The organism is Paeniglutamicibacter sulfureus (genome assembly GCF_030512175.1).
GTDB lineage: Bacteria > Actinomycetota > Actinomycetes > Actinomycetales > Micrococcaceae > Paeniglutamicibacter > Paeniglutamicibacter sulfureus.
This window is the reverse complement of the sequence record NZ_JAULBL010000001.1, coordinates 334,993-360,545: the sequence shown is the minus strand read 5'-3', so window position 1 is coordinate 360,545 and position 25,553 is coordinate 334,993. Positions and strand designations below refer to the sequence as shown.

General features: G+C 63.6%; 25 protein-coding genes. 10 read left to right on the top strand and 15 right to left on the bottom strand.

The genetic code is table 11. The features are described from left to right. Positions 1-127: 127 nt before the first annotated feature. The gene (gene rpsO, locus Q2T94_RS01600; protein WP_264268046.1) at positions 128-397 is read left to right on the top strand and encodes a 30S ribosomal protein S15; all 270 of its coding nucleotides are present in this window, start codon (positions 128-130) and stop codon (positions 395-397) included. A 660-nt stretch (positions 398-1,057) separates the two neighbouring features. Here rpsO and Q2T94_RS01595 read toward each other — a convergent pair. After that, positions 1,058-1,837 (bottom strand): type 1 glutamine amidotransferase domain-containing protein, encoded by a 780-nt coding sequence (locus tag Q2T94_RS01595; RefSeq protein ID WP_302262644.1) that lies wholly within the window; start codon positions 1,835-1,837, stop codon positions 1,058-1,060. Between the two features lie 509 nt (positions 1,838-2,346). Between Q2T94_RS01595 and Q2T94_RS01590 the strand changes: the two genes are divergently transcribed. Further along, the gene (locus Q2T94_RS01590) at positions 2,347-2,931 is read left to right on the top strand and encodes a hypothetical protein (protein ID WP_302262643.1); all 585 of its coding nucleotides are present in this window, start codon (positions 2,347-2,349) and stop codon (positions 2,929-2,931) included. Between the two features lie 377 nt (positions 2,932-3,308). On the opposite strand, the gene Q2T94_RS01585 is transcribed toward Q2T94_RS01590, so the two are convergent. From Q2T94_RS01585 to Q2T94_RS01560, 6 genes are all read right to left on the bottom strand, one after another. Next, a complete protein-coding gene (locus tag Q2T94_RS01585; protein ID WP_302262642.1) occupies positions 3,309-4,772 on the bottom strand; it encodes an amino acid permease in 1,464 nt (487 codons plus the stop codon). 297 nt (positions 4,773-5,069) lie between these two features. Further along, positions 5,070-5,798 (bottom strand): GNAT family N-acetyltransferase, encoded by a 729-nt coding sequence (locus tag Q2T94_RS01580; RefSeq protein ID WP_302262641.1) that lies wholly within the window; start codon positions 5,796-5,798, stop codon positions 5,070-5,072. A gap of 44 nt (positions 5,799-5,842) precedes the next feature. Beyond that, positions 5,843-6,706 carry a F510_1955 family glycosylhydrolase gene (locus Q2T94_RS01575; RefSeq protein ID WP_367281513.1) on the bottom strand — a complete coding sequence of 288 codons (864 nt, stop codon included), beginning with the start codon at positions 6,704-6,706 and terminating at the stop codon, positions 5,843-5,845. Positions 6,707-6,789: 83 nt separating this feature from the next. Continuing rightward, positions 6,790-7,395: a DUF305 domain-containing protein gene (locus tag Q2T94_RS01570; RefSeq protein ID WP_302262639.1), complete on the bottom strand. Its 606-nt coding sequence runs from the start codon at positions 7,393-7,395 to the stop codon at positions 6,790-6,792. A 706-nt stretch (positions 7,396-8,101) separates the two neighbouring features. Beyond that, on the bottom strand, positions 8,102-8,716 hold the full coding sequence (locus Q2T94_RS01565) for a cyclodeaminase/cyclohydrolase family protein (RefSeq protein ID WP_367281512.1): 615 nt from the start codon (positions 8,714-8,716) through the stop codon (positions 8,102-8,104). A gap of 134 nt (positions 8,717-8,850) precedes the next feature. After that, positions 8,851-10,149, bottom strand: coding sequence for a cation:proton antiporter (locus Q2T94_RS01560; protein WP_302262637.1), 1,299 nt, complete (start codon positions 10,147-10,149; stop codon positions 8,851-8,853). A 564-nt stretch (positions 10,150-10,713) separates the two neighbouring features. Here Q2T94_RS01560 and Q2T94_RS01555 point away from each other — a divergent pair. Genes Q2T94_RS01555 through Q2T94_RS01545 form a run of 3 tightly spaced genes read left to right on the top strand, consistent with a single transcriptional unit; the run spans position 10,714 to position 14,346 of the window. Next, positions 10,714-11,277, top strand: a complete 564-nt coding sequence (locus Q2T94_RS01555; RefSeq protein ID WP_302262636.1) for a 2Fe-2S iron-sulfur cluster-binding protein — start codon at positions 10,714-10,716, stop codon at positions 11,275-11,277. Continuing rightward, positions 11,274-12,269, top strand: a complete 996-nt coding sequence (locus Q2T94_RS01550) for an FAD binding domain-containing protein (RefSeq protein WP_302262635.1) — start codon at positions 11,274-11,276, stop codon at positions 12,267-12,269. Before Q2T94_RS01555 ends, Q2T94_RS01550 begins: the two co-directional genes overlap by 4 nt. Continuing rightward, entirely contained in the window at positions 12,262-14,346 is a 2,085-nt protein-coding gene (locus tag Q2T94_RS01545; protein WP_302262634.1) for a xanthine dehydrogenase family protein molybdopterin-binding subunit, read from the top strand. Before Q2T94_RS01550 ends, Q2T94_RS01545 begins: the two co-directional genes overlap by 8 nt. A 99-nt stretch (positions 14,347-14,445) precedes the next feature. Here Q2T94_RS01545 and Q2T94_RS01540 read toward each other — a convergent pair whose 3' ends face one another. The 5 genes from Q2T94_RS01540 to Q2T94_RS01520 all read right to left on the bottom strand — a co-directional run bounded on the left by Q2T94_RS01540 (position 14,446) and on the right by Q2T94_RS01520 (position 18,766). Then, entirely contained in the window at positions 14,446-15,375 is a 930-nt protein-coding gene (locus Q2T94_RS01540) for an NAD(P)H-hydrate dehydratase (RefSeq protein ID WP_302262633.1), read from the bottom strand. Continuing rightward, the gene (locus Q2T94_RS01535) at positions 15,359-16,135 is read right to left on the bottom strand and encodes a histidine phosphatase family protein (protein ID WP_436836806.1); all 777 of its coding nucleotides are present in this window, start codon (positions 16,133-16,135) and stop codon (positions 15,359-15,361) included. The genes Q2T94_RS01540 and Q2T94_RS01535 overlap by 17 nt, the downstream gene beginning before the upstream one ends. A 334-nt stretch (positions 16,136-16,469) precedes the next feature. After that, on the bottom strand, positions 16,470-16,883 hold the full coding sequence (locus tag Q2T94_RS01530; protein WP_302262631.1) for a GNAT family N-acetyltransferase: 414 nt from the start codon (positions 16,881-16,883) through the stop codon (positions 16,470-16,472). Positions 16,884-17,289: 406 nt separating this feature from the next. Next, a complete protein-coding gene (locus Q2T94_RS01525) occupies positions 17,290-18,252 on the bottom strand; it encodes an alpha/beta fold hydrolase (RefSeq protein ID WP_302262630.1) in 963 nt (320 codons plus the stop codon). 193 nt (positions 18,253-18,445) lie between these two features. Then, the gene (locus Q2T94_RS01520; RefSeq protein ID WP_264268026.1) at positions 18,446-18,766 is read right to left on the bottom strand and encodes a MerR family transcriptional regulator; all 321 of its coding nucleotides are present in this window, start codon (positions 18,764-18,766) and stop codon (positions 18,446-18,448) included. Between the two features lie 150 nt (positions 18,767-18,916). Between Q2T94_RS01520 and Q2T94_RS01515 the strand changes: the two genes are divergently transcribed. Both Q2T94_RS01515 and Q2T94_RS01510 read left to right on the top strand, forming a co-directional pair. Next, positions 18,917-19,339 (top strand): Hsp20/alpha crystallin family protein, encoded by a 423-nt coding sequence (locus Q2T94_RS01515; protein WP_264268025.1) that lies wholly within the window; start codon positions 18,917-18,919, stop codon positions 19,337-19,339. Positions 19,340-19,676: 337 nt separating this feature from the next. Beyond that, a complete protein-coding gene (locus tag Q2T94_RS01510) occupies positions 19,677-20,048 on the top strand; it encodes a hypothetical protein (RefSeq protein WP_264268024.1) in 372 nt (123 codons plus the stop codon). 85 nt (positions 20,049-20,133) lie between these two features. Here the strand turns inward: Q2T94_RS01510 and Q2T94_RS01505 are convergent, their stop codons facing one another. After that, positions 20,134-20,502, bottom strand: a complete 369-nt coding sequence (locus tag Q2T94_RS01505; RefSeq protein ID WP_302262629.1) for a hypothetical protein — start codon at positions 20,500-20,502, stop codon at positions 20,134-20,136. A gap of 14 nt (positions 20,503-20,516) precedes the next feature. Next, positions 20,517-21,002, bottom strand: a complete 486-nt coding sequence (locus Q2T94_RS01500; protein WP_264268587.1) for a DUF4383 domain-containing protein — start codon at positions 21,000-21,002, stop codon at positions 20,517-20,519. A gap of 238 nt (positions 21,003-21,240) precedes the next feature. Between Q2T94_RS01500 and Q2T94_RS01495 the strand changes: the two genes are divergently transcribed. Further along, positions 21,241-22,704 carry a protein adenylyltransferase SelO gene (locus Q2T94_RS01495; protein ID WP_302262628.1) on the top strand — a complete coding sequence of 488 codons (1,464 nt, stop codon included), beginning with the start codon at positions 21,241-21,243 and terminating at the stop codon, positions 22,702-22,704. Positions 22,705-22,962: 258 nt separating this feature from the next. Here Q2T94_RS01495 and Q2T94_RS01490 read toward each other — a convergent pair whose 3' ends face one another. Beyond that, positions 22,963-24,219 carry a hypothetical protein gene (locus Q2T94_RS01490; protein ID WP_302262627.1) on the bottom strand — a complete coding sequence of 419 codons (1,257 nt, stop codon included), beginning with the start codon at positions 24,217-24,219 and terminating at the stop codon, positions 22,963-22,965. A 363-nt stretch (positions 24,220-24,582) separates the two neighbouring features. Here Q2T94_RS01490 and Q2T94_RS01485 point away from each other — a divergent pair, with 363 nt between their 5' ends. Together Q2T94_RS01485 and Q2T94_RS01480 are read left to right on the top strand one after the other, a co-directional pair. Continuing rightward, complete coding sequence (locus Q2T94_RS01485) at positions 24,583-25,140, top strand: DUF488 domain-containing protein (protein ID WP_302262626.1); 558 nt, start codon at positions 24,583-24,585, stop codon at positions 25,138-25,140. A gap of 2 nt (positions 25,141-25,142) precedes the next feature. Further along, a complete protein-coding gene (locus tag Q2T94_RS01480; RefSeq protein ID WP_302262625.1) occupies positions 25,143-25,427 on the top strand; it encodes an MGMT family protein in 285 nt (94 codons plus the stop codon). Positions 25,428-25,553 lie beyond the last annotated feature (126 nt).

Below are 25,553 nucleotides of genomic sequence, written 5' to 3'. Positions count from 1 at the left end.
GTCGCAAGGGTGCCGAGGGCGGGCATCCGTTTGCTAGACTTATCTGCGGTGCCCGCTGCAGTCCGCGGTTGCGAGTGCACCTGCCGGTGACGGTGTTTTGAAACGCGGTACAACTCTAGGAGTTATTGTGGCATTAGACGCCGCTATCAAGCAGGAAATCATGAAGGCCTACGCCACCAGCGAAGGCGACACCGGTTCCCCCGAGGTCCAGATCGCCGTGATGTCGCGCCGCATCCTGGATCTGACGGAGCACCTGAAGATGCACAAGCATGACCACCACACCCGCCGCGGCCTGATGGCCCTGGTTGGTCGTCGTCGTCGTATGCTCGCGTACCTCAAGGGTGCCGACATCGAGCGTTACCGTGCGCTGATCGAGCGCCTCGGCCTGCGTCGCTAGGTTTGATTGAAATTCCCCGGTTCCCGTCAAAGGGAACCGGGGAATTTTTTTGCCCGAAATCAGAACTCCAAGGGGCTCTGGTTATCGACGCGCAACTAGTAGTGACTCTCGCAGCATCGTTCAGGACAGCCGGTGGACCGCTGTGAGCACTGCTCACTGTAAGGGAGTTCTCTGACGACACAGCACAAGGCGACGAATTCTGGGCGAAGGACCCGGCAAAATGCCACATGCCGATCATGCTTAACCGAATCAATTCCTCGAAGTGTGGGGAAGCCTCTGCCAAGGAGCTGTTGGCCATGTTCGTGGCAGCGACAGACTTTGGCATGTCCCTCTGCAGACAGGAAGTCAGCCGACAGCCTTCCTTTTCCGATCCGAGACGGGCTTCCTGGGAGTCCGTTCCGGTGCTGCTTGCAGCCGGCGTGCCTTGTTGGGAATGAGTGGCACGGCAAGGTTCCTTTATTGCGGACACTGCTAAAAGATTCCGGCACCCTGGCCCCCCTGATGAGTGGCGCAGTGACGTTTAGCTTCGCGAAGAGGACGACAACAAATATTGGAAACCGCAGTCCAATCCCGGCCTGGCGATGCGCGGACTTGTCGGAAAAGACGGCTGGCGGGCGCCCGTTGTCCGGGGTGGCCGCCAGCTGTGGTGCGTTCTTGAGGTCAGTGCTCGGTGGCTGCGTCGGACGCCTTCTTGGCGGCCTTCTCGGCGTCATGCTCGGCGCGAAGGGCCTCGGCTTCATGTTGTTCCTCGGCCTTTTCCCGGTGGATGATCTGTGCCAGAAGCTTTTCCATTTCCTTGGCGACGCCTGCAGCGGAGGCCGGGTTCTGGCCGGTCACCAGGCGTTCGTCCACCACTACGTTTTCCGCCCAGACGCCCGCGGATACGTGGGTGGCACCCTGTTCCTCCAGCCGGTCTGCCAGGAAGAATGGGATGACCTTGTCCTTCCCCGCGGCAACCTCTTCGTCGTTGGTAAAGGCAGCCACCCTTCGGCCTTCGACGAGGCGAAGCCCGTTCTGCAGTTCCACGTTCACCAAGCCTGCTGGTCCGTGGCAGACCGCGCCGACCACTCCGCCCGTGTTGTAGACGCTGGCCACCAGGTTCTGCAGGCCCTCGCTGTCCGGGAAGTCCCACATGGTGCCGTGGCCTCCCACGAGGTACACCGCGTCGTACTGTTCGGGATCAACGACGTCGACCCGGGCCGTGTTGTAGAGGCCGGCGCGGGTGGTCTCGTCTTCCGTGAAGGCAACCTGGATGGGATCTTCGGTATCGACCTCGTCGCGCGGTGGCTGGCCGCCCTTGATCGAGGCGAAGTCGACGAAATGCCCGGAATCCTTGAAAACCTTCCAGGGATGTGCGGCCTCGGCCACGTTGTAGCCGGTCTTCTCTCCCGTATCGCCGAGCTCGGAAACGCTGGTAAGAACCATGAGGATTTTCTTCATGAAGTGCTCCTTTCGTCCACTTTCCACCCTAAGCGAGTGCCCGACAACGTGGCTAGCCGAATGCAGGGCCCCCGTCGGATCTGCGCCGCCGCGAATTTTGAATACTGCACATATACAAGTGCCGGATGCTGGATGGAGCGGCCATGATTTTTGCGGCTTCTTGCCCACGCACGACGGTGCCGGACTCGGATGTGCCGATCTCGAAGCTCTGTGATGTTTGCATTATCAAGTGCGTTGGCGCGCCAATCCATATCGGCCACCCTCCTGGCCGCGTCGAAGATGTCACTAGGTCCTTTGGCTCGGGAGGTGACAGTCCTCCGTTTCGTGAACGCACTGGTGCTCACGAAACCTGCGAGAACCAGGCATCGATGACACTTGCAAACTTCAGGTCTCTGCGCCAGTAACCTCCGCGGCATTCCGGGGATGACTGGGATAGGATCGCTTCGGTCTGGAGCAAACCTTGACTCCAACGGCAACGGGCGGGGAAGTCATTGGATCTACTGGGCAGCATGAGCCGCGATCAGTTCCACATCTATTCGTGGGGTATCGCCGCCGCCTACTTGCTTGTGTTCGGAATCTTGCGCTGGCGCAGTCTCCATTGGACCGCGCTCGGTTCCGTCGTGCTTTTCGCGGCACTCAATGCTGGTGCCGGGATGTACGTCCTAGGCCATATTGGTGATTCGCGCTGGTCTGCCGGGGCAGAACCGTCGCTGAGCGCTCCGTCGTTTTCCGGGACGCCCGTCGTGGGGGAGTATTTGGCCCCCTTGGATTCGGCTCTGCAGTCAGTGATTGGCGGGGTGAACGAATTCCTGGCGTTCAAGCAGGCAGTTCCCGTAGCGCTTGAATTCTTTGCCACGTCCGGCTGGGCCCTGCTGGTGTCATTCCCGTTGGCGGTCGTCGCAGCCATCATCAGTTTCAACCGTGCCCGGCGCCGGAAAGCGGACTTCGAAAAGTACCGTGCCACCGTTGACCAGCTCAAAATTGAGCTTGAGCAGGTCAAGTTACAGATCGCTGCCGGCAATTTCCCTGTCCCTGCCTTCCGGGCCCAGGACGACGTCACCGATGTGCTGCCTAGACTGACACGCAGAGGATGATTCAGGGGCCTGCCGGAGTAGGTGTTGGTTCAATGAGTTCCAGTTGATGGGCACCCCCTGCTGGCATCCTCGGCTGCGGAGACCCTTCAATATCTGCAGGACTCCGAACCGGGTTCTCTCACTTATCAAACTATCTGATAGAGAATGGCTCAACGGATTTCACTTCCCGCCCGTTTCGCTCGGGCCAAGATGTCCCCTGCCGCCGTGGACGGGGACAACCCACAGCCAGCTCATCGGCTTGTGGGCGCAGCGTCGGCACATGGCACCAACCTGGTGATCCCACCAGGGCTGCATCTTGTCGTTCAGGTAGTGCCCGGCTTCTTCGGAGCACGTCTTCGCGGTGGGGATGGGTCTGCAAAATACTGCTCCGTGGCGGCCTAGGTATCCCCGTGGGGCAGGACCACGCGTTCGTCGTGTCGCGGGCTGTTCGGGTTCATGAGGGAGTGCTTGCGGCCGTAGAAGAAGTAGATGGCCAGGCCGACCACGAGCCAGACGCCGAACCTGAGCCAGGTTTCCCAGTGCAGCTGCAGCATCAGGAATCCGGAGGCCAGCACCCCGAAGGCCGGGACCACCGGCATGAAGGGGAGCCGGAAGGTGCGGTGGGCGTCGGGCTTCTTGTAGCGGAAGATGATGACGGCGAGGCAGACCACCACGAAGGCGGCCAGGATGCCGATGTTGGTCAGGTCCGCGACGGCCTTGATGGGGAAGACGCCGGCCAGGAAGGCGGAGGCGATGCCGGCGATCCAAGTGACGCGTTGAGGGGTTCCGTGGCGGTCGGTCTTGGAGAACCAGCCCGGAAGCAGACCGTCGCGGCTCATGGAGAACCAGACGCGGGTGACGCCCAGCAGGAATGTGAGCATCACGGTGAGGATGGACAGGACAGCAAAGACTGAGATGATCGTCGCGATGACCGGGAGCCCCACGCCGTTGAATGCGGAGGCGAATCCGGCGGTCGGGTCGATGTCCTGGTAGTTCTGCATGCCGGTGAGCACCAGCGTTGCGGCGACGTAGAGGAGCATGGCGATGATCAGGGAGAAGATGATGGCCTTGGGCATGTGTTTCTTGCCGTCGGTGGACTCCTCTGCCGCCGTGCTCATGGCGTCGTAGCCGAAGACCGCGAAGAACACGGTAGCGGCGCCGGCCACGACTGGGCCGAATCCGCTGGGCATGAACGGGTCGTAGTTCTGGGTGTTGATGTAGAAGATGCCCAAGCCGATGATGAACAGGATCAGCACGACCTTGATGGCGACGGCGACCAGTTCGAAGCGCCCGAAGGTGCGCGTCCCGCGGGAGAGGATCCAGGTCACCAGGACGCAGACGACGATGGCGGGGATGTTGACGATGCCGCCGCGGCCTTCGTCGGCGGTGGAGGCGGCCCAGTCTGGCAGGTCGATGCCGATGCCGGCGAGGAAGGCATCGAAGTATCCGGAGATGCCGATGGCCACCACCGCCACGATGGCGATGTATTCGAGCAACAGGTCCCAGCCGATGAACCAGCCGATGATTTCCCCGAGGGCCACGTACCCGTAGGTGTAGGCCGAGCCGGCGCGCGGGATCATGCCGGCGAACTCGGCGTATGACAGGGCCGCAGCCGCAGATGCCAGGCCGGCGATCAGGAAGGAGATCAGCACGGCGGGGCCGACGCCGGGCTCGGTATCGCTGCCGTGGGCCACCAGGCCCGCCAAGGAGAAGATGCCGACGCCGATGATGCCGCCGACGCCGATTGCGGTCAGTTGCCACAGTCCGAGAGACTTGTGCAGGCCGCTGTGTTTGTTCTCTTCCTCGATCTCGTCGATGGGCTTCCGCCGCATGATTGACTGCGATCTGTCTTTGGAATTCATGAGGGACTCCTGCTCTGACGCGTCCAGCATTTCGGCCGCCCCGCAACGGGGACGGTCCCGTCAAATCAGTATGTGAGCCTCATGGCCATTTATGAAGACTTCGCCGGAACTCTTCGAGAGCACTCGCACATTCGATCGGTGCCTCATGTAGCAGATGCTCGCCAAACCCTATCCGGCTGTTGGACACGATGGTGTTCTTGGGCGAGCGGATACCAGTGGACGATGGGCGCTCGCACGGAGATCACGAAGGGCGGGGTCCGGGCACAAACCAAGGTTCGGCCAATGACTGCTCGGTGACTACTCCGGCGGCAACTCCTGCGCTGAAGGGCGATCCCCCTCGGGTTTCCCCTGGGACAAATCGACACGATAGGTCTTCGCTGTTTCTCCGTCCTTAGTTGTATGTGCATGCACGGGTGCCCATCCGAGCCGTTCGTAGAAGCGCCCGGCTCCGCCCGGACCTGCCTTGGTCACCAGTTCGGCCAACGGCGCCCCAGCGTCCGAAGCCTGGGAGAGGAAATGTTTCACCAGCCGTTCGCCCACGCCGTGGCCCCGGGATTCCGGATGCACCACAAGAGCGGTGATGACAGCGACACGAGGCACGGACACAGGCACACGGGGGGCCGCAGGAGCCACCACGGTGACCGGTCGCTTGAGCAGTCGTCTGAGGTAGGACCTGCCGCGGGTGCGCAAGAATCCCAGGAACAGCTTGGGCCGAATCACCAGGGCGAGGCCGCCCTGGACGGCCAGCCGCGTCCGGTGCACTCGGAGCACGTCATCGACGTGGCGGAGCTGGTCGCTGGAGCCGAAGAGGAAGCCCAACGGTACCCGGCCGTCCGGGCCCTGGGCTTCGGCGATGAATGCGAACCCGCGCGGTGCGTCGAGGAAGGTCGCATGCCAGTGCCGGACGAACCTGGGACCCAGCCGGGGAAACAACCCGTCGCGGAGGTACCGGCATTGCCAGTGGCCCGTCAGGGAAAGATCGGAGGATGAGGCGCGGCGAATCGTGACGCCTGCAGGAAGGGGCATTGGCTTGGTGTTCCTCCGGCTTTTGGGGCGGTTACCGAACGGATTCACTTGGTCTCCGTGCTGAAGGTTTCTCCGCCGTCGACGGAATGCTCGATGCCGGTGGGCGTGGCAACCCATATCTGCGGGCGCTCATCCGGGCCGGCGGCGGTCAGTGCCGAGGGGTGGCCGGTGACGGTCCCGGTTGCCCGCCAGGTCCGGCCCGCGTCCGAGCTGACATGCACTGCCCCGTCCGGTGCCACGCCGATGACCGTTGAAGCGGTGGCAAAGGCTGTCAGCAGCAGGACCGGCCCGGTCGAGGGTGCCGCCCAGGTTTTACCGCCGTCGGTGGAACGGTGCACGCCGGCAGCCGTGGTGGCCAGGACGACATCGCCGGTCGGTGTCCCAGACAGGTGATAGGGGTCGAACCCGACCTCGCGGGTGGTCCAGGTTTCCAGGTCCGCGGTGGTCTTCAGGGTTCCGTCAAAACCGATGATTCCGCTGCGGGTGACCGCCAGGGCGTGGAAATCGGAGACGCCGCCCAAGGAGACCTGTTGCCAGGTTTCCCCGCCATCCTGGGAGCGGAGCAGTCCTGCCGGTTCGGGCAGACCGGTGTCCGGTGCCGGGTGTCCGGAGGCGTAGTAGTGGTCATTGCCGGCGGGTGCGAAGCCCATCAGGTCGATGGCGGGGCCAATCTTTTCCGGGGATCCGGAGCCGAGGCCGAAGAGCCCGTCATGAGTGGCCAGCATGACTTTTCCGGTCTCGGAATCGACAGCCATGCCATGGATGTGGGCGTAGGGTTGGGCAGGCGCTTCGGGTTGCGGGCCTTGGGGGGACGCCGGGGTGCAGGAGGTCAGCAGGAGGAGAAGGGCGGCGGCGGCAGCAGCCGCACGGCCCCTAGTGCGGGCAGGGGAAAGGGCAGGGCGGATCATGAATGGAGTCTCCAGAACAGAAAAAAGAAATGACGAGGGTGTTGCGGGGCGCATCGCGCCCCGCAACCAAACGGCATGCTTCCTTAGAGGCCGGCCAGCAGTTCCTTCATCTTGTCGATTTCTCCGCTCTGGTCCTTGGCCATCTTTTCCGCCTGGGCGACGGCGTCCGGGTTGGACCCGTTGGCGGTTTCTTCCTGGGCCATCTTGACGGCGCCCTCGTGGTGCTTGACCATCTGCGTCAGGAAGAGCCTGGCTGCCTCGGTTCCCTGGGCTGCTTCAAGGGCGGCCATGTCGTCCTCGGTCATCATGCCCTCCATCCCGTGGTCCCCGGACATGGCGACCGGTTCACCCCAGGCGTTGAGCCAGCCGGTCATGGTCTTGATTTCCGGGCCTTGGGCTGACTTGATATCTTCGGCCAGCTCGGTGACCGACGGGTCGATGCCGTCCTTGGCCAACACCATGTCGCTCATTTCCACGGCCTGCTCGTGGTGCGGAATCATCATTTGGGCGAACATCACATCGGCGCTGTTGTGCTCTGCGGCTGCGGATGATTCGGCGGACGGGGATGCGGAAGCGGTGCCGTGGTCCATGCCCGGCATGGTGGATTCCGATCCGGTCTCCGAGGCACACCCGCCAAGTGCCAAGGTGGCTGCAACGGCCGTCGCTGAAATAAGGGTAAGGCGTTTCATGGGAGAGTTTTCCTTCAAAAATCGATTGGATTCTGTCTATCGGCCCGCGGCGGTGCGGGCATGCGCAAGCTGGCCCGTCCGCTGTGGCGGGGGACCGGTGTCTTACGTACGGCTGATGGACAGTTCGATCAGTGAAGGAGGAGGTGGGACGTGATTTGTGGCTCCGGTGACCATTGGCGGTCCGCGCAATCCCAGGCCGCCGGGCATGACCATGAGTACCGGGAGGAAAAGCCACGACAGGCCACTGGCCACCGGCACCAGGTCGCACGCCGAGGCCTGCGACATGTCGCCGCAGCAGCTGAGGCAAGGCAAGTCCGCCCATGCTGACGCGGGGGAAGACGCCGACGGAACGTGGGTGTGGTCCGCTGGGCCGGAATGGTGATGGCCTTCGCCAACCGTGGAAGCCGACACCGAAGAGGTGGGCTTGGATGTTTCGGCGTGGCCGCCGGAGATGGTGTGCATCCCCATGAGCCCGAGGATGAGCAGGACCATTCCCAGAAGGGCAGGTAAAGGGAGGAAAGCCGCAATGGGATGGCGGCGCGGTGCTCTGCCGGTGCCCATGTGTACCACCTTTCCATCGTTAGTCTGCCCTCCCAGACTACCGGGATGTTTTGGGCGGAGGTTGCAGTGTTGGCGGCCGGTGGTCGGGCCATCCTCGATCCGACACAGCAGCTAAGCGTTCAGGACGGATCCAAGGGTGGCCGGCTTAGACGGCGTCGGTTGGGGCGGCATGGTGATCGATCTCGGCCGTGAGTGCGTCGATCCGTTCGCTGGCGTCGTTGAGATCGCCGACCATCGCCCAGAGGGCGGGATGTTCCTCGCGGATCTGCTCCATGGTGCTGCCGCCGGAAGTGAGCGAAGCGAGGTCGAAACTGACGTTGGTGCGCGCGCCGGCCACCGTTGCCCTGAGGGCGCCGAATGCGACGACGACGTCGGCAACAAGTGCGGGGTTGCCGTTGGCGGCGAGCCACGCCAAATCGTTGATGGCGTCCATGGCTCGTTTGCCGAGCACGGCGGATGCCTTCGCAGCATCGACTGATGCCCGGGATATGGCCGCTTCCCGTTCCGTTCCGGGTTCCAGGCGAAATGCGGCTCCAAAGGCGCGGGACGCAGACGCATCCTGATCGGCCAATTCGAGAGAGTCATTCCGGAGGGACCGGGCCCGTGCCCGAATGCTGTCTAGCTCCCCGCGCTCATGTTCTTCGGCTTCGGTGTAGCCGGCCACCATGGAAGTCAGCGAAGCGGCGATGGCGAGCATCAGTCCCGGCGCCCCCGCCGGGGGAGCCGGTGGATTGCGCCAAGGCCCGCGTCCAGTCCTCAACCGTTGATCCTTGGGTGGTAACTTCGTCGCTGATGTCCATGACACCAATTTTGCCCAGAAGCTTGGGCTGCCGCATCATTTTGCGCCGTGGATGGATGTGCCAGAGGCTGATTCACCCCGACGATTGACTGCCGCTAGACGGTCGGGGCCTGTCCTTGGTCCCCGAACTGCTGCTGGGCACGCCGTTCGCGGAGTCGGTCCAGCGAGGTCATGACCGGTCCGGCGGAAACCCCGTGCAGGACAATGGACAGTGTCACAACCAACCCGACGATCGCCCACAGCCTTTCGGCTTGGCCCTCGAAGTTCCCTTCCCCCAGCGCGTAGCCCAGGTAGTACAACGAACCGATGCCACGAACGCCGAAAAACGAAAGCGCGATGCGGTCCCGCGGACCGGTCCTGCCTCCGGCAAGACCAATCCAGCCCGCCACCGGCCGGATAAGAAGAAGAAAAGTGAGGGCCACCAGCACTTCCGCCCACCCGATGCCGTGCAACAGCCCCCGCGCGATGGCACCACCGAGCAGGACCAGGATGATGACTGTCATCAGTCGTTCCAACTGCTCGACGTAGCTATGCAACACCCGGTGGTAGCCGTGGGTGTGCTCGGCGGCCCGGATGGTGACCGCGCAGATGAAGACGGCGACGAAGCCATAGCCTTCGACCATCTCGGTCACGCCATAGGCCAGGAACGTTGCCGCCAAGGCCACGAACCCCTCCGAATGCTCAGCCAGACGGATACTGCCGTGCCTTGCCGTAAAGAAAATCCGCCCCAGCAGCTTTCCGGTTCCAAGGCCCGCCAGGATTCCGATGCCGATCCGCCACACCACATCCACGGCGAACCACTGCGGAAACCATTCTGCCGGGGAGGCCCCGGCCATGCTGAGCGCAATGGCCAGATACACGAAAGGGAAGGCCAGTCCGTCATTCATTCCGGCCTCGGACGTGAGCCCGAAACGGACTTCGTCCTCCTGATCGGCTTCTGAATCGTCATCCGCTGGTTCCCCGACCTGGACCTCTGACGCCAGTACCGGGTCCGTGGGCGCAAGAGCGGCGGCGACCAGCACGGCAGCCGCCAGCCCGAGCCCCAGTACCCACAACCCCAGCAGTGCCAAGCCCGCGATGCACAACGGCATCGCCACACCCAGCATCCGCCAGGTGGTGGACCACCGCCGCCAGCCCACGGGACGGTCAAGGGCCAGGCCGGCACCCATCAGCGAGACAATGACGCAGATTTCGGTCAAGTGCGTGGTGAATTCCCCGTACTTGACCGGATCGGGGTCCGGCAGGGTTCCGATCGCGGTAAAGGCCAGTAGCCCGGCCGCAAGGAAGACCATCGGCATGGATACCGGGACTTTTCGCAGTATCCGCGGCAGCACAGCGGCGGCGAAGACGGCGACCCCCGCCGCGGCGAAGACAATGCTGGGAGGTTCGAACACCGGCGGCTCCTTGCTTGGTCACGCACTTCCTGGACTGAAAGAGCAATGCATCATCTACTTCCCGCCCGGGTGGCGGGGATCTGACAAGGTTCCCTCCGGCGAATCGCGGAACGGGCATCGGAACCATCCCTTTTTCGCTGCTGTCCTTTCGGAGTATACGTACCGGGGCCCGTCACACAAGAGCGGGGTGCGTCATCGATAGCGGACACTGTCCGGGCACCAATTCCGGGCACCAATCCCGTGGACGTGAAGGTGGTTGCCGGGATGTACCAGAGATCGTCCCTTCGGTTTCGACCGGACCCCCCATGGAGGATCGGTGGGCAGGTTTTGTCGCGTTGCCCATGAACACCCACCGGCGAGCGCAGCGACGCTGGAACCCGGGAAACAAGGAGCTTTCCGCGGCGCACTCCGCACTGCCGGCGCCGGGTCGGGGCCAACCGGGTCCATGCACAAAGGGGTTGTCCGCCCCGGAGCGCTGGGATAGGTTCGGGACAAGCACGTTTGGCATTCGGCGCGAGTCCGAATGGCCGAAAAATCCGCTCGGACCAACGGAGTTGCTCATCCATGAACGTTCAGATCACCCTGCTGGTAGACGGTGCCAAGCGGTCATTGACCGTTGACACCCGCACGACCCTCCTGGACGCCCTGCGGGACAGATTGGCGGTCACGTCTCCCAAGAAGGGCTGCGACCACGGACAGTGCGGCTCCTGCACGGTGCTGCTCGAGGGACGGCGCGTGACCTCCTGCCTGGTGCTCGCCGTGGCCCAGGACGGCGCGGACGTGACCACGGCCCAGGGGCTGGGCGAGGGAGAGCAGCTGCATCCCATGCAAGAGGCCTTCCTGGACAGGGACGGTTTCCAGTGCGGGTTCTGCACCCCCGGCCAGGTGTGTTCCGCCGTGGGAATGCTGAGGGAAGCAGCCCAGGGCCACCCAAGCCACGTCACCGCAGATGCCGGCGCCCCGGTGGAACTCACCGATGAAGAAATCCGTGAACGCATGAGCGGGAACCTTTGCCGCTGCGGCGCCTACGTGAACATCGTTGCCGCCATCAGGGACGTGGCGGCGAAGGAAGCGGCGTCCACAACCGGCGTCGCAGCCCCGGCACCGAAGGGAAGTGCAGGATCATGAAGCCCTTCGAGTACCGGCGTGCCGAGGACCCGGCCGATGCGGTGGCCGCGGTGGCCGGAGAACCCGACGCCATGTTCCTGGCAGGCGGCACCAACCTCGTGGACCACCTGAAGCTTGGCATTGCCAACCCGGACCTGCTGGTGGATATCAGCAGGCTCCCCTTGGATGGCGTGGAAGAGCTGCCCGATGGCCGCGTGCGGATCGGCGCGACGGTGCGCAACAGCGACCTTGCCGCCCATCCACTCATCCGGGAACGCTACCGGGTGCTTTCCCAGGCACTGCTGGCCGGGGCTTCCGGCCAACTGCGCAACATGGCCACCACCGGAGGGAACCTGCTCCAGCGCACCCGATGCCTCTACTTCCAGGACGTGAGCACCCCGTGCAACAAGCGCGAGCCCGGTACCGGTTGCTCGGCCATTGGGGGCTACACCCGCAACCACGCCATCCTCGGCGCCTCGGAAGCCTGCGTGGCCGTCCACCCCTCGGACATGGCGGTCGCGATGGCGGCACTGAATGCCGAGGTCGTGGTCCGGGGACCCAGCGGGGAACGCAACATTCCGCTGGCGGGGTTCCACCGGCTTCCCGGCGACGAACCGGAACGCGACACCGTCCTGGAACATGGGGAGCTGGTCACCGCGGTGCTGCTGCCGCCGGCCACGCAGAGCCACTCGGCATACCGGAAGGTGCGGGACCGCGCCTCATACGCCTTCGCCCTGGTGTCCGTGGCTGCAGTGGTTTCCATGAACGGGGACGGAACCATCCGCGAGGTCCGCATGGCGCTGGGGGGAGTGGCACACAAGCCCTGGCGGGCAGAACGCGCCGAGGCGATCCTGCGCGGGGCGCAGGCCTCGGAGGAGAATTTTCGCCGGGCAGCCGAGGCGGAACTTGAATCGACCTCGGCGCTCGGGGACAACGCCTTCAAGATACCCATGGCCCGCAACACCATGGTAGCCGTGCTGCGCGAGGTCACCGGAGGGATAAGCAATGTCTGAATTGATTGAATCCAGGGCCATCGGCACCGACCTGCGTCGCCTTGACGGCCTGGCCAAGGTGCGCGGCACCGCGCCCTACGCCTTCGACCAGCCGGTGGAGAACCCTGCCTACCTCTACCCGGTGCAGGCGACCATCGCGCTGGGCAAGGTCAGCCGGATCGACACGGGTGCTGCCGAGGCCCTTGACGGCGTGATTGCCGTCATCACCCATCTGAACGCACCGAAGCTGGCCCAGACCGACGATGCCGAATACACCGTGCTGCAGGGCCCCGAGGTGGGGTTCCGCGGCCAGTTCGTGGGCGCGGTGATTGCCGAGAGCTTGGAAACCGCGCGTCACGCGGCCGGATTGGTGGCCGTGGAATACGAAGCGGACGAGCACGACGCCCTGCTGACATCCGACCATCCGGGCCTCTATGCACCCGAAGAGGTCAACGGGGGGTTTGACACCGATACCGCCGAAGGCGACGTCGAGGCAGCGCTCGCCGAGGCCGCAGTGGTCATTGACCACGTCTACACGACCCCGGCCGAGCACAACAACCCCATGGAGCCGCACGCCACCGTGGCGGTGTGGGAGGGCGGTGCGCTGACGCTGTACGACTCGACCCAGGGTGTGCATCCGGTGCGGAAGACCATTGCGCCGATCTTCGGATTGGAACCCGAAAACGTCCGTGTCATTGCACCCCATGTGGGCGGCGGCTTCGGATCCAAGGGCCTGCCGCACGCACACGTGGTCCTGGCAGCACTGGCCGCCCAATGCAGCGACGGCCGGCCGGTGAAGTTCGCCCTGACCCGCCAGCAGATGTTTTCCCTCGCCGGCTACCGGACCCCCACCATCCAGCATGTGCGCCTGGGCGCCACCGAGGACGGCCACCTCACCGCGGTCTGCCAGGACGTGGTGGAGCCGACTTCCCGGATCAAGGAGTTCGCCGAGCAAACGGGCGTGCCGGCACGGATGATGTACGCGTCGCCGAACCGCAAGACCACCCACCGCCTGGCCAAGTTGGACATCCCCGTCCCGTCGTGGATGCGCGGGCCAGGGGAATGTCCTGGCATGTTCGGCCCAGAAGTTGCCATGGATGAATTGGCCGAGGCCTGCGGGCTGGACCCCATCGAGCTGCGGGTCCGCAACGAACCGCAGCTCGATCCGGATTCCGGGAAGCCGTTCTCCAGCCGCCATCTGCTGGAGTGCCTGGCCAAGGGCGCCGAGCGTTTCGGTTGGGACCGGCGCAATGCCCGTCCGGGCAGCCGGGAAGAAGACGGTTGGCTCGTGGGGTTGGGCGTGGCCAGTTCGACCTACCCGTTCTCCCGCGTTCCCGAGAACACCGCGCGGATTCGCTTCAATGCCGACGGCAACTACGCGGTGCAAATCGGTGCGGCGGATCTGGGCACCGGGACCTGGACCACGTTGACCCAGATCGCGGCTGACGCGCTGGATTGCCCGGTGGAGCGAATACGACTTGAAATCGGCGACACCTCCCTGCCCGTTGCCTCGGTGGCCGGCGGGTCCTCGGGCACCGCGAGCTGGGGAGGTGCGATCATCGCCGCAGCCGCGGCCTTCCGCACCCAGCATGGCGACAATCCGGAGGCCGGGGCGCAGGCGCAGGCCCAGGGGATGAAGGACCCTGACACCGAGCGCTACGCGATGCACTCCTTTGGCGCGCAATTCGCTGAAGCCCGCGTGCATGCGGACACAGGGGAGGTGCGGGTCTCGAGGATGCTCGGGGTGTTCTCCGCCGGACGGATCATCAACCCCCGCACGGCGCGCTCCCAATTCATCGGCGGCATGACCATGGGTATTGGCATGGCGCTGCACGAGGACGGGCTCATGGATGCCCGGTTCGGGAAAGTGATGAACCACGACCTGGCCGAATACCACATACCCGCCAACGCGGACATAGAGGACGTGGATGCCATCTGGCTCGAGGAAACCGACCACCGCGCCGGTCCCCTCGGGGCCCGGGGGATTGGTGAAATCGGCATCGTGGGTGCGGCCGCGGCCATAGCCAACGCCACCTACAACGCCACCGGAATCCGGGTTCGCGAGTTGCCGCTGACCCCGGACAAGTTCCTTTCCTGACCGGTGGGCCCGGTGGCGAACAGGCCGAATGCCCGGCATCCGGAATCGGGTGCGGCAGCACGAGGTGAGCCGGGTGTCTCGTCCCCATCGGGGGCGGTGTCAGGTGTTTAGTTCCAGCATCAGCGCGGGGAGTTCATCGGCCAGTTCACGCGCCAGGAATCCAAGAGGCCCGAGTTTGCTGGCCAAGCGGTCGGCTGCGGCCGCGTGAAGATGGGTTCCCCAGCAGGCGGCTTGGGGGCCGCTGGTTCCGCGTGCCCGGACCCCGGCGATGGCACCTGCCAAAACGTCTCCGCTTCCTGAAGTCCCCAGCCCCCCGTATCCCGTCGTGATCTTCCACAGTTCGGCGTTCCCGGACCCATCGCCGGGGGAGCCTGCGATCACGCCTTGACAGCTCACCACGGCGTCGAAACGGCGGGCTATGGACATCACATCGGATTCCAGGTCCTTCAGTCCCCGGCCCAACAGGATTTCCGCCTCGGGCATGTTGGGCGTCAGGATGAGCCGGCCCCGCCACGGGTCCAGTCTCTCTTCGAGTTTGAGCAGCCCAGCCAACGCGTAGGCGTCGATGACAATGGCGGGCCGGTGTGCGTCTTCCGACCTACCGACCGAATTCTCTCGCTCGAGCAGCCTGCGCAACAACTCCTCGGCCAGGTCCAGATCGTCCAAACCGGGACCGACCAGGATGGTGTCGGCCCGATCCAGAGCAGAGGAAATCCGGTCCAGCCCTTCTCCAGTGACGGACCCGTTGGCGTTTTCCGGCAAGCCCATGGCCCCGCATTCCGGCAGCGCGACTCCCACCTGCACTGCCACGGACTCGGCAACTGCCAGCGTGAGCTTTCCTGCACCTGCACGAAGTGCCGCGGTTCCGGCAAGCACCGCGGCCCCGGGCGTCGTTCGTCCACCGCCGATGACCAGGACTGTGCCGCGGGAGTACTTGTCTTCCCCGGGTGCCGGCAGCGGCCAATCGCGCAGCAGCGACGGTGTCACTGGCGTGGGATCCCCGCCTTTGCGATCAATGCGGGTGGACATTGGTGTCTCCTGCGTGCTCGGTAACCGTCACGCCCTGCTCAATGAGATGGTCGGCTACGTTGAAGCTCTCCAATGTCCACGGCCCGGAGCCGGAGGGACGCACGTAGCGTGTGGTCGAGGCATTGAGTATGGACGTACTTGCGGCAAGGTCCAGAAGCTCTTCCTCCGTCATGCCCTCCAGGATGTATCGGAACAACATGATCACTGCGTCGTGGCATACCAGCACCACCCTGCGTCCATTTCCGAGCCTGTTCAGCTCTTCCAGGACGGATCTCAGCCGGAGCGCCACATCGGCCCACGACTCACCGCCTGGAGGACGGTAGTACAGCTTGCCCAACCAGCGCCGCCGCTCGGCCTCCTCCGGGAAACGCCTGTCCACGCCCAGCCTCGTCAGCCGGTCCAGGATGCCCAGCTCGCGGTCCCGTAGCCGTTCATCGGTGCGCACCGCCAGCGGCCAATTGGCTGTCTGCACAGCGATTTCCGCTGTTTGCTTGGCTCGTGTGTAGGGCGAGGACACCACCGTATCGGGCCGGACATCGTCATCGACCCGGGCCAGTGCGGCTCCCAACGCCGTGGCCTGTTGCTGCCCGGTGCCGGACAAATACACGTCGGCATCCCGCGCGGGGACCTCGATGACCTCCGCACCCGCCAGGCGCGCGGCGGTGGCAGCAACGTTGCCTTCGCTCTCTCCGTGCCGGATCAAGAGCAACTCCACCGCTCCCGCTTCCTGCACAGCGTCCGTCAGCCCACCTTCATTCAAGGAAACCACCCCTCATTCTGCGGTCTTTGCGATTGCTGGAAGACTACCAACTCAGCACCTACGGGAGAAGCAAAACGTACGCGACCTGGCACCAAGATGGAGGTCTTTGTCCCGTAAATCCACGGCGGCTCGCTGGGCGCCGCGGCGGGCATTGCGCAGCGCGTCGGCGCGGACCGATTTGGCTCCTCGGGCTTGGCCTTCGACGGGATACATGTGGGGATCGAACCCACACCCCCTCGACGTTGTGCCGCATTTTCGTGCAGGTATCGTGCGTGCTTCGCCTGCGCAGACAGAAACGGCACACGCCGAGGGGGAGGGAAAAGCGATCCGCTGTTTAGGAGGCGAGGGCTGCAGCTTGCGCAGACGATGATTTTCGCCAAGGGCTCCCGGTGAAGCGGATGTACTTCAATACCGCCCGATCGGGCTCGTCCTGCTCGCCATTGATCGCACCGTCGACCCGTTCGTGCCACTCCTCCGGCACCAACGCGGGTTTGACCGGGTTCTGGCACATGAAGACCCGAAAGGCGGGACAGAACGGAACCACCTCGATACGGCTGCGCCTGGCATCCTCCAGGATGAAACCCATCGCCCTATTCGCCCGAGCAGCGCTCTTGAACTTGCGCCGCATTTCGGTGTAGAGCACCCACATCTGCTTCTCGTGCATTTCGTACTGCACAAATCCAATACGACTTCCGGCCTCAAAAAATTCGTACCTCTGAGCCTCGGTATTGTTCTGGATCACAAACACACCACTACACCTCCATTGCCATCCCAGGCCCCAAGACGAACGTTTCATCGCCTTGGTCCAGGTAAGGCGTTGTAAATGAAAATGAACAGGACAGTCATCTGCAAGTGTGGCGCCGGAGCGCTTATCCATATTTTTACCGTGACCAGACCTTATGGGTTTTGAATTTTCGCTGTCCGCCGAAAACCCGACACGCACAGACCAGTACCTTTGAAACCATCAGTTGATGCCCTATTGGTGAACTTCACCTGACAAGCCAATCCGCGGGCTGGAAGTCTCTGTCCCTTCGTCCGGGGGAGGGGTAGGGCGCCTGTGGGCCGCCAGACATCAGACAATGGCGACACTCATGGGACGGTTCTGGACGTTCAGGCACACGAGGCATTGGGCCGCACTGGAAACAGCTGGAAACTCAAATTGCGGCACCCGATTTCCGCCGTGCATCGCCTGGCCGGGAGCTACCGTGCGAAGCCGGCGCGCGACACAGCGCTGCAACCTCGGCTGCGGAACGGTACATCATGACGTGGCTCTCGTCGTCGATCTGCGCCATCGAGCCCTGCGGCGCCAGGTGCGCGAGGGCGGAGGTCCATGCTGTCGGGACGATTGGATCCTTTATACCGCGGACAACCACCACGGGCACCTGTACATTGGCGATTCCGTTTTCGATGTGATTCGAAAGCATCGCTGGAACTGTCCTGAAGTACCAGGGCGGGCGGCAACGGAAAATGTAGTCGCTCAGTACGACGGCGTTGATTCGCCATGGCTCTCGGAGGGTGTCCTGCCCCAGCCGGAGGGCCTGGAGCCAGAATCCGCGCTCGGGCGGGTAATTGGTGGGCCCCAGCAGCACGAGGCGGGGAGCCGCAGTCGCGCGCATGTTCACCATCTCCACTGCTATCTGGCACCCCATGGAGTGCCCGACCAGGATGGGCCGATCTGCCCCCAATTCGTCAAGGGCGTCCCACACGGCGCGTGCGTAATCCGGCACGCTCAAGGTTCGACGTGGTTTCGGCGTGCTTCCGTGGCCTGGCAATTCGATGTTGTGGACCGTGGCGGTGCGTGCCAATTCCTTGGCGAGTGGGCGAAAATAGCGCGACGAGACGCCGATGCCGTGAATCAGGACATAGGTGTCCGGGCCGGTTCCCTCGCTATGCACGTGCACCTGGGTGCCGGGCCGTCCCGCCACATGGAACCTCGGACCACGGCCGCGGTCAGTCCCTCGGGATGCCCCCGAGTCCGTCCGTCGGTGCAACAAGATTCCGCCGACGACCAAGCCAAGACCCATGCCCAAGAGGACACCGGGAACGATGTCGGGCCCAATGAATGTCTTGGACGCAGTTTCCCGGTTGCCGGCGTTCGTTGCAGCAATTGTGGACATGCCAGCCCCTCGTTTCTTGCCCATGACCGGTCCTCTTCGGGAAAACAGTAGCCGTGCCTGCTCCTGTAGTCCATGCTCTGTGCTGGGGTTGGGCCGCGATGTTGGGGGGAGGGGTCAGCCCGTGTCCCATGGCATCGATGCCTGGATAACGGCCGTTGGCCTCTTGGATGAGTGGTGGTGGGTGAGGCTGGCCCTAGGGTTGTGCTGCAGGTTCCGCGTCGTCGGGACCATCGCTGTACCGTGAGAGTTCCTGGCGCAAGGCCGTGTTTTCCGCCTCGAGGGCCAGGGCCAAACGGATGCCGGAGAGGTTGAGGCCGAGGGCAAGGAGTTCGGCAATCCTTCGCAGGATCACTATGTCGTTGTCGCTATAGCGGCGGGTTCCTCCTTCGGTGCGTCCCGGCTCCAACAGTCCCGCCCGTTCGTACAGTCGCAGGTTTTGCTGCCCCATCCCCACCAGTTCGGCCGCGACCGAGATGGCATAGACCCCGCGCGCCCCTGGATCCCCGATGACCATGGTCGATCCCCTTCCAGACTCAATTCCAAAAAAACCTCTTGCCCCAGACTGTCACGCATGCTATAAAAAATCTATCTCCACCGATATAGGTTTTGGTGGGGATCCACCACCCAAAACGGCATCAAATGACACCACAAAGGAGAGAAAGCCATGTTGATGCGAACAGATCCTTTCCGTGAAATCGACCGGCTCGCCCAGCAGGTTTTGGGGACCTCAGCCCGACCGACCACCATGACCATGGACGCTTGGCGTGACGGCGATACCTTCGAGGTTCAGTTTGACTTGCCCGGGGTCAGCCCGGACTCGATCAACCTGGACGTGGAACGCAATGTGGTGACCATCAGGGCCGAACGCCCCGATGTGGACGAGAACGTGGAGATGCTTGCCGCCGAGCGGCCCCGGGGCGTGTTCAGCCGCCAGCTGGTCCTGGGGGAAAACCTGGATACGGAGAACATCCAAGCCAGTTACGACTCCGGCGTGCTGAGCTTGCGCATCCCGGTGGCCGAGCAGGCCAAGCCGCGCAAGATTGCCATCACCAGCAAGGACGGGGAGCGCCAGGCCATTAGAAGCTAGGCCGCGATACCCAAGGTTCCACGTTCCGCAGTTGGAAGGCACGCCGACGGCCTGCCGTGCCTGGGCATAGGCGGTTGCCATAGGACACGTCACGGCGCAGCAAGGGCCACGGTTGTCCGTTCGAATTGCCTTCCGCTCCTTGGTCCCCGGCCCACGGCCGGGGACCAACTCACATTCAAAGACAGCCCAAAGGGGAGGACATCTTCGAGGGGAACCGAAGGGTTCTCGTCGAACACGATGTCCCTTCCGTTCCGCGGGCCGCCTGGCTCGCGCGGGCGCAGGGCCAGTCGAGGATCATCGGTCCCGTTGTCGGACCGCCGCCAGGAGGTGTTTTTAGATGAGCGCATGGCGTCGCTACGATTCGCCGTTACTGCCGGCCTTCCATGAACGGTTCGAGAAACGTTGGGGCGAGGGCACCGCCCCTTTCTTGGACCCGGAAGTCCATGAACAGCCCATGCCGCGGGCCCAGTGGATCAACATTGACACGGGTGCCGCGCTGGCGGTCGTCCCCGTATGGACAGACGACGAGCATCGCAGGTCTTTCGCCATGTTTTACCTGCCACCGGCCGGCGACATTTGGCTGCTGCGCCCGGGTATCCCTGATTACATCGAATCGGAGAACCTGCGAAGTATTAGCTTGCGCAACGACGCCTTCAAGAAGGCAGTCGACCACGCCAAGGCCTTCATCGAGGGATCCGGAAACCTCTAAACGTCGATCCGGTGACCACCCGGCACCGCGCCGAGACCCGGTGTGCCATCCGGGTCTCGGCGTTCGGGGAGAGCTGTGCGCCTGATCACGGGGCAGCGCTGCGGCTGGCCTTGAGACCAATGTAGACGCCGCGGCGGACCGGACGGATGCGCCCCAAGGGTGTCGGATTCCGATGGACCGGGGCAGGATCCGGGGCAGGGCGTGCTTCGGGCACCTGGGCGGTGTCGTCCATCGCCCCCGAGGCCAAGGCCTCCATGGCCTCGGCCAATGTCCTGTGCACCCCGGCGAAGCTTCCTGTCCGGGTAGTGGCCTCGAAGCGGTGGTCGTCGCAGAGGCGGACTGCACCCAGCTCCCTTCCGCTACGGACAACGCGGACGGAGTACTGGAAACGCCCGGTTGGGAGGGCTTCGAGTCCGTCGATGCGCAGTGGCTCGAGTTCTTCGTGTCTGCTCATTGTGGCACCTCCATTCACAGGTTCTTGTGGGGATCTCCGTGTCCGGGCCTGCGGGTGCCCGCATCCGCGGTGCGGGTCAGCAACAGGGCGAGGGCAACCATGCCCAGACCCAAGACCAGGTGCAGCCAGTTGTCCGCATCGTTCACCGGCACGAAATTGGCTTCGGTGTCGTGGTCGATGAGCAACCCGTAGATCCACAACACGAGATAAACCACCCCGCCCCACAGCAAGTAGTTCTTGGCCGTGCCGGGGGTTCGGGCCATTGCAATGCCTCCGATGCCGAAGAGCAGGTGAACGACGTTGTGCAGGATGGAAACCTGGAACACGCCCATCAGCATTGCGTCGGAGTCGTGGCCGGCGAAGGAAAGCTGGTCGTAGTTGGAGGTGATCCCCGGAACAAATCCCAGGATCCCGACGAGTAGAAAGACTGCGCCGACGGCCAATGCCGCCTTCTGGACATTGGTGCGCTCTGTGCCTGTACGTGCAGTGTGGCTGGTCATGGTGTGGCCCTTTCCGAGGATCGTGGCTGCAGCGACCTGCTGCGTTCTCACATGTTGCATCATCGGACCCGATGAGGGAACTCTTTTGCAATGCGGTTCCGCGAATTGGGTTCACCGACCTGGCACCGGCACCCGGGCATGAGCGAGCCGACGGCCATGTGAAAGATCGGTGCCGTGGGCGTTGCCTGGTGACGAACGTCCCCCACCGACGGCACCACCTCGACGGTATCCTTGGAAGATGAGCGTCGAAGCACAAGCCGCCGTCACCTTTGACGGCCAATTTGCCCGTGAACTTCCCGAGCTGGCCATTCCCTGGCAGGCGGAGCAGGCCCCGGATCCGCAGCTGCTGGTGCTCAACGAGCCGCTGGCCGCCCAGCTGGGCTTCGACCCCGCGTCCCTGCGCAATGCAGGGGGCCTGGGGCTGCTGATCGGCAACGCGCTACCCCATGGGGCCACTCCCGTTGCGCAGGGATATGCCGGCCACCAGTTCGGCTCCTACTCGCCGCGTCTGGGCGACGGCAGGGCGCTGCTGCTCGGCGAGATTCTGGATGCCGACGGCCGACTTCGGGACATCCACCTCAAGGGTTCCGGACGCACCCCGTTTGCCCGCGGCGGTGACGGGTTCGCCGCAGTCGGTCCGATGCTGCGCGAATACGTGATCAGTGAGGCGATGCACGCCTTGGGCATTCCCACCACACGCTCCCTGGCCGTGGTGGCGACAGGACAGCAAATTCGCCGCGAGACCATGCTTCCCGGGGCCGTGCTGACCCGGGTGGCGAGCAGCCATCTGCGGGTAGGGAGCTTCCAGTATGCCCGGGCCATGGACAATCAGGACCTGCTGCGTCGTCTCGCAGACCATGCGATCGCGCGCCATTATCCGGGAGCAGCCCAGGCGCAGAACCCCTACCTCGCGCTCTTCGAAGCCGTGGTCGAGGCCCAGGCATCGCTGCTGGCCCGGTGGATGCTGGTGGGTTTCATCCACGGCGTCATGAATACGGACAACATGACCATCTCGGGGGAGAGCATCGACTACGGGCCGTGCGCCTTCATGGACGTATTCGATCCGGCCACGGTCTACAGCTCGATCGACGAAGCCGGCCGCTATGCCTATGGCCACCAGCCCATCGTGGCGCAGTGGAACCTCGCCCGTCTCGCGGAGGCCCTCCTTCCCCTCTTCCACGAGGACCAGGAGCAGGCCGTTGCCTTGGCACAGGAATCGCTCGGCGCCTTCCACAGCAAGTACAGCGCCGAGTGGTTGGCCGGAATGAAAACCAAGCTCGGCTTGGCCGACGGCCTCGCGGATCAAGCAGCCACATCACTCACCGAGGAACTGTTCACCCTCCTGCAGGAAGACCGCGTCGATTACACGTCCTTCTTCCGGAGCCTGGGCACGGCCGCGCGCGGGAATGCCGAACCCGCGCGCTCCATGTTCTCGAACCCGGCCGCATTCGATGCCTGGGTTCAGCGCTGGCGGGCACTGGATCCGGATGCGGAGCTCATGGACCGGGCCAATCCCGTCTACATCCCGCGGAACCACCTCGTCGAGGAGGCGCTCGCTGCCGCCGTCGACGGCGACCTGGAGCCGTTCTCGAAGCTCCTGGCTGCGGTCACCGCACCCTTCGAGGAGCGTCCCGGCTTCGAGCGGTACGCCGCCGCGGCCCCGGAAGACTTCGGCCCCTACCGGACCTTCTGCGGAACCTGAGCCCGCGTGCAGGCTTTGGTTATCCGACGTGCGGCATTGCCTGTGGCCGGGAGAAGGATCGTTCGTGCCACCCGCAATCACTGAACAGCCAGTGGCCAGTCACGTCGAGTTGCGTCCTATCTGAGTGGTATTCGCACCGCTGACGTGTTGTTTTGACACCTGCCGGCTACAGCCTCCCCAAAATGCTTGCTGTACAAAATTGTCGCCCGGCTAAATGCCGGAAAGCCGTTTTGCCCGAATCCAAAGACAGCGTTATCCCTAGACCAGCTGGGACCCTGTGTTTGGATCGGAATCAGATTCAGTCCGAGTATCGGGCTCGCGTTTTGCCTCAATCTGGCTGGCGGCCTTTATGACAGCGTCGCCACTGGCCTTAGCGATACCAACGGGAACGCTCTTTGCTGCGGAAGCAACTACTGTGGTCGTCGATTTGCCCAGGTCGCTGAGTGACTTTCGCCAGGACTCACGCTCCACATCTTGAAAGACGAGATCCTGAAGATCATAGATTTCACCGAAGACGGCGATAAGTTGGATGGCTCGCTCCGCGGAGTCCAACACGATACGACTCTTAAGTGGATTCTTGATGCGGTTTAAGTCGCTGACATCTGCCATGGTGCCAATGACGTCAAGCAGTGCTTGTAGGTGGTGAATGGCAGTTCGCTGGCGCCGTTCGGAAGTCAATTTGATGGCTGCGGCGTGGGCCGGAACAGCCTCGGGGGTACGCGATCCGAGGTGGGCCAGTTCAAGGGTCTCTAGACGAAGTTGGTTGGCTTGGGCCGCTGCCAGAATGATCAGCCAAGGCCGTAATTCGGAATCTGTAAGTGATTTCAAGGCATCGGCCTGTCTCGCAAAAGTCCCCGTCGGAATTGACTTTGTCATCGCATCGATCTGAGCGAGAGCATGGGAGCTGACTTGAGCCAACGCCGTAGCGTGGCCAGCGATCTGTGACCACGCAGTATCCGTAACCAGGCCGGCCTCGTCGAACAGATCGACCGCCCGGGCCAAGACCTGGGTTAGTCCGTTGATATCGCCCAACGCTTTGGCACGATTGTCCTGGAGCAGCTGGTCAAGCTTGACGTCCATGGACTGGACCAAGGTTTCCAGCTGAGCAATCGCGCTGCGGAGGGCAATTGTGGCAGCCAACGTAGCAATGTTTGCCATCGCCGCTGGATTGATGCCGCCAGTTGTGAACTGCATGAACGAGTCGATGCGTCCTTTTTCGCCCCGGATAACCCCACTGAAAAGGCCGTCGATAGGTACGTTGTGCTTGAGCAGCTCCAAAAGACGCATATGTGAATCGGGCGTCAACTGTACCCATGCGCTGTCTATTGAAGTCGACAGCGCGGTAAGGCCGGCTGTCATGGCTGCCAAGTCGGTGGTGCCCTGTCCAACGCGCGATGTGTGGGAAGAATCGACGCCTATCTCCTGGAACAAGGTTTGAAGCAGCTCAGGGTCACCGGAAATCAAAGCGCGTCGCTCGGCAACATGTACTGCTAATTCCTGCGTTAACTCATCCATTCGAACATCTTGTCATATGGGTGGGGAAGATCGCCTCCTATATCGCGAAACCCGGCTAGAACATGGTGGTCAGACACCATGCGGACATCCGGGTCGGGATGTCGATCGTATGGAGGAGCATCCCTTCTAGGCGAGCGTGGACGCGTTGTTCGACCGGATCGATGAGCACAAGGCCGACGGCTTCGGGGTGGAATCTGCCCGCTACGACGCTTTGACAACGAGGTACCCGCTTATGGGGCTCCGATCATTCGTCCTTGCCAGCAAGCCGCAGTGCCATGCCAGACTGAAGGGGAACGTTGGTACAGGGCGGAAGGATGCCCACGCGGTACGGAATCCACAGGCCCACGTGAGGGAGGTTCGACGATGGAGAATCGGGCAGCCGGCCGCGGCAAGCCGCACGTCTTCACGATTGGCCATTCCACCCGTGGCTTTGACGAGGTGCTGGAGATGTTGCGCACCAACGGGGTGAGCGAATTGGTGGACGTCCGTTCGTTTCCGGCGTCACGGAAGTTTCCGCAGTGGAACCAGGACGCGATCAAGGAAGCGTTGCCCGAGGGTATCGGGTACCGGTGGATCCGGAATCTGGGCGGTCGCAGGCACACGCCGACCGGCGTGGCCAGTCCGAACACGGGGTGGAGGGTCAAGGCCTTCCGTGACTACGCCGATTACATGTCGAGTGCCGAGTTCGGGTCCGGGCTCGCCGAGCTGTTGAAGGTCGCGGACGAATCCGTGCCGGCCATTATGTGCAGCGAGGCCGTGCCCTGGAGGTGCCACCGGAGGTTGGTCACCGATGCGCTCCTTGCCTCCGGCGTGGAGGTCTCCGACATCATGTCACCCTCCTCGACCAGGCCGGCCAGCATGACAGTGTTCGCCAAGGTGCACGGAGGGAAAATCACCTATCCCGCATCCGGGGAAGGATGAGCATGGACGTGGGCGAGGAAGTCAGGGAAGTGGTGGTGGCGATTCCTGCCGGTTCCGTCGCGACCTATGGGGAGATCGGGAGGGCGGTGGGAATCGGTCCCCGGCAGGCGGGTCGCGCGGTGTCGGCCCTGGACCACGACGTGCCGTGGTGGCGGATCGTCTATGCCGACGGCACGCCGGCGACATGCCACGGCGGGGAAGCCCGGGCGTTGCTTGAGGCCGAAGGCGTTCCGTTCCTCAACGGCCACGTCGACATGGCCAGGATCCGCCGTACCGGCAACCGCTAACAGCCTCGGTGCGCTGGGGAAAGTCCGGCCGGGTCAGCCTTTCCTGTACCGCCGACCCCCGTTTCACTCGTCGCAGGTCTGCTCGCCGCCCTATACTCGGAGCATGCCAATGATGCGCCTTGACAG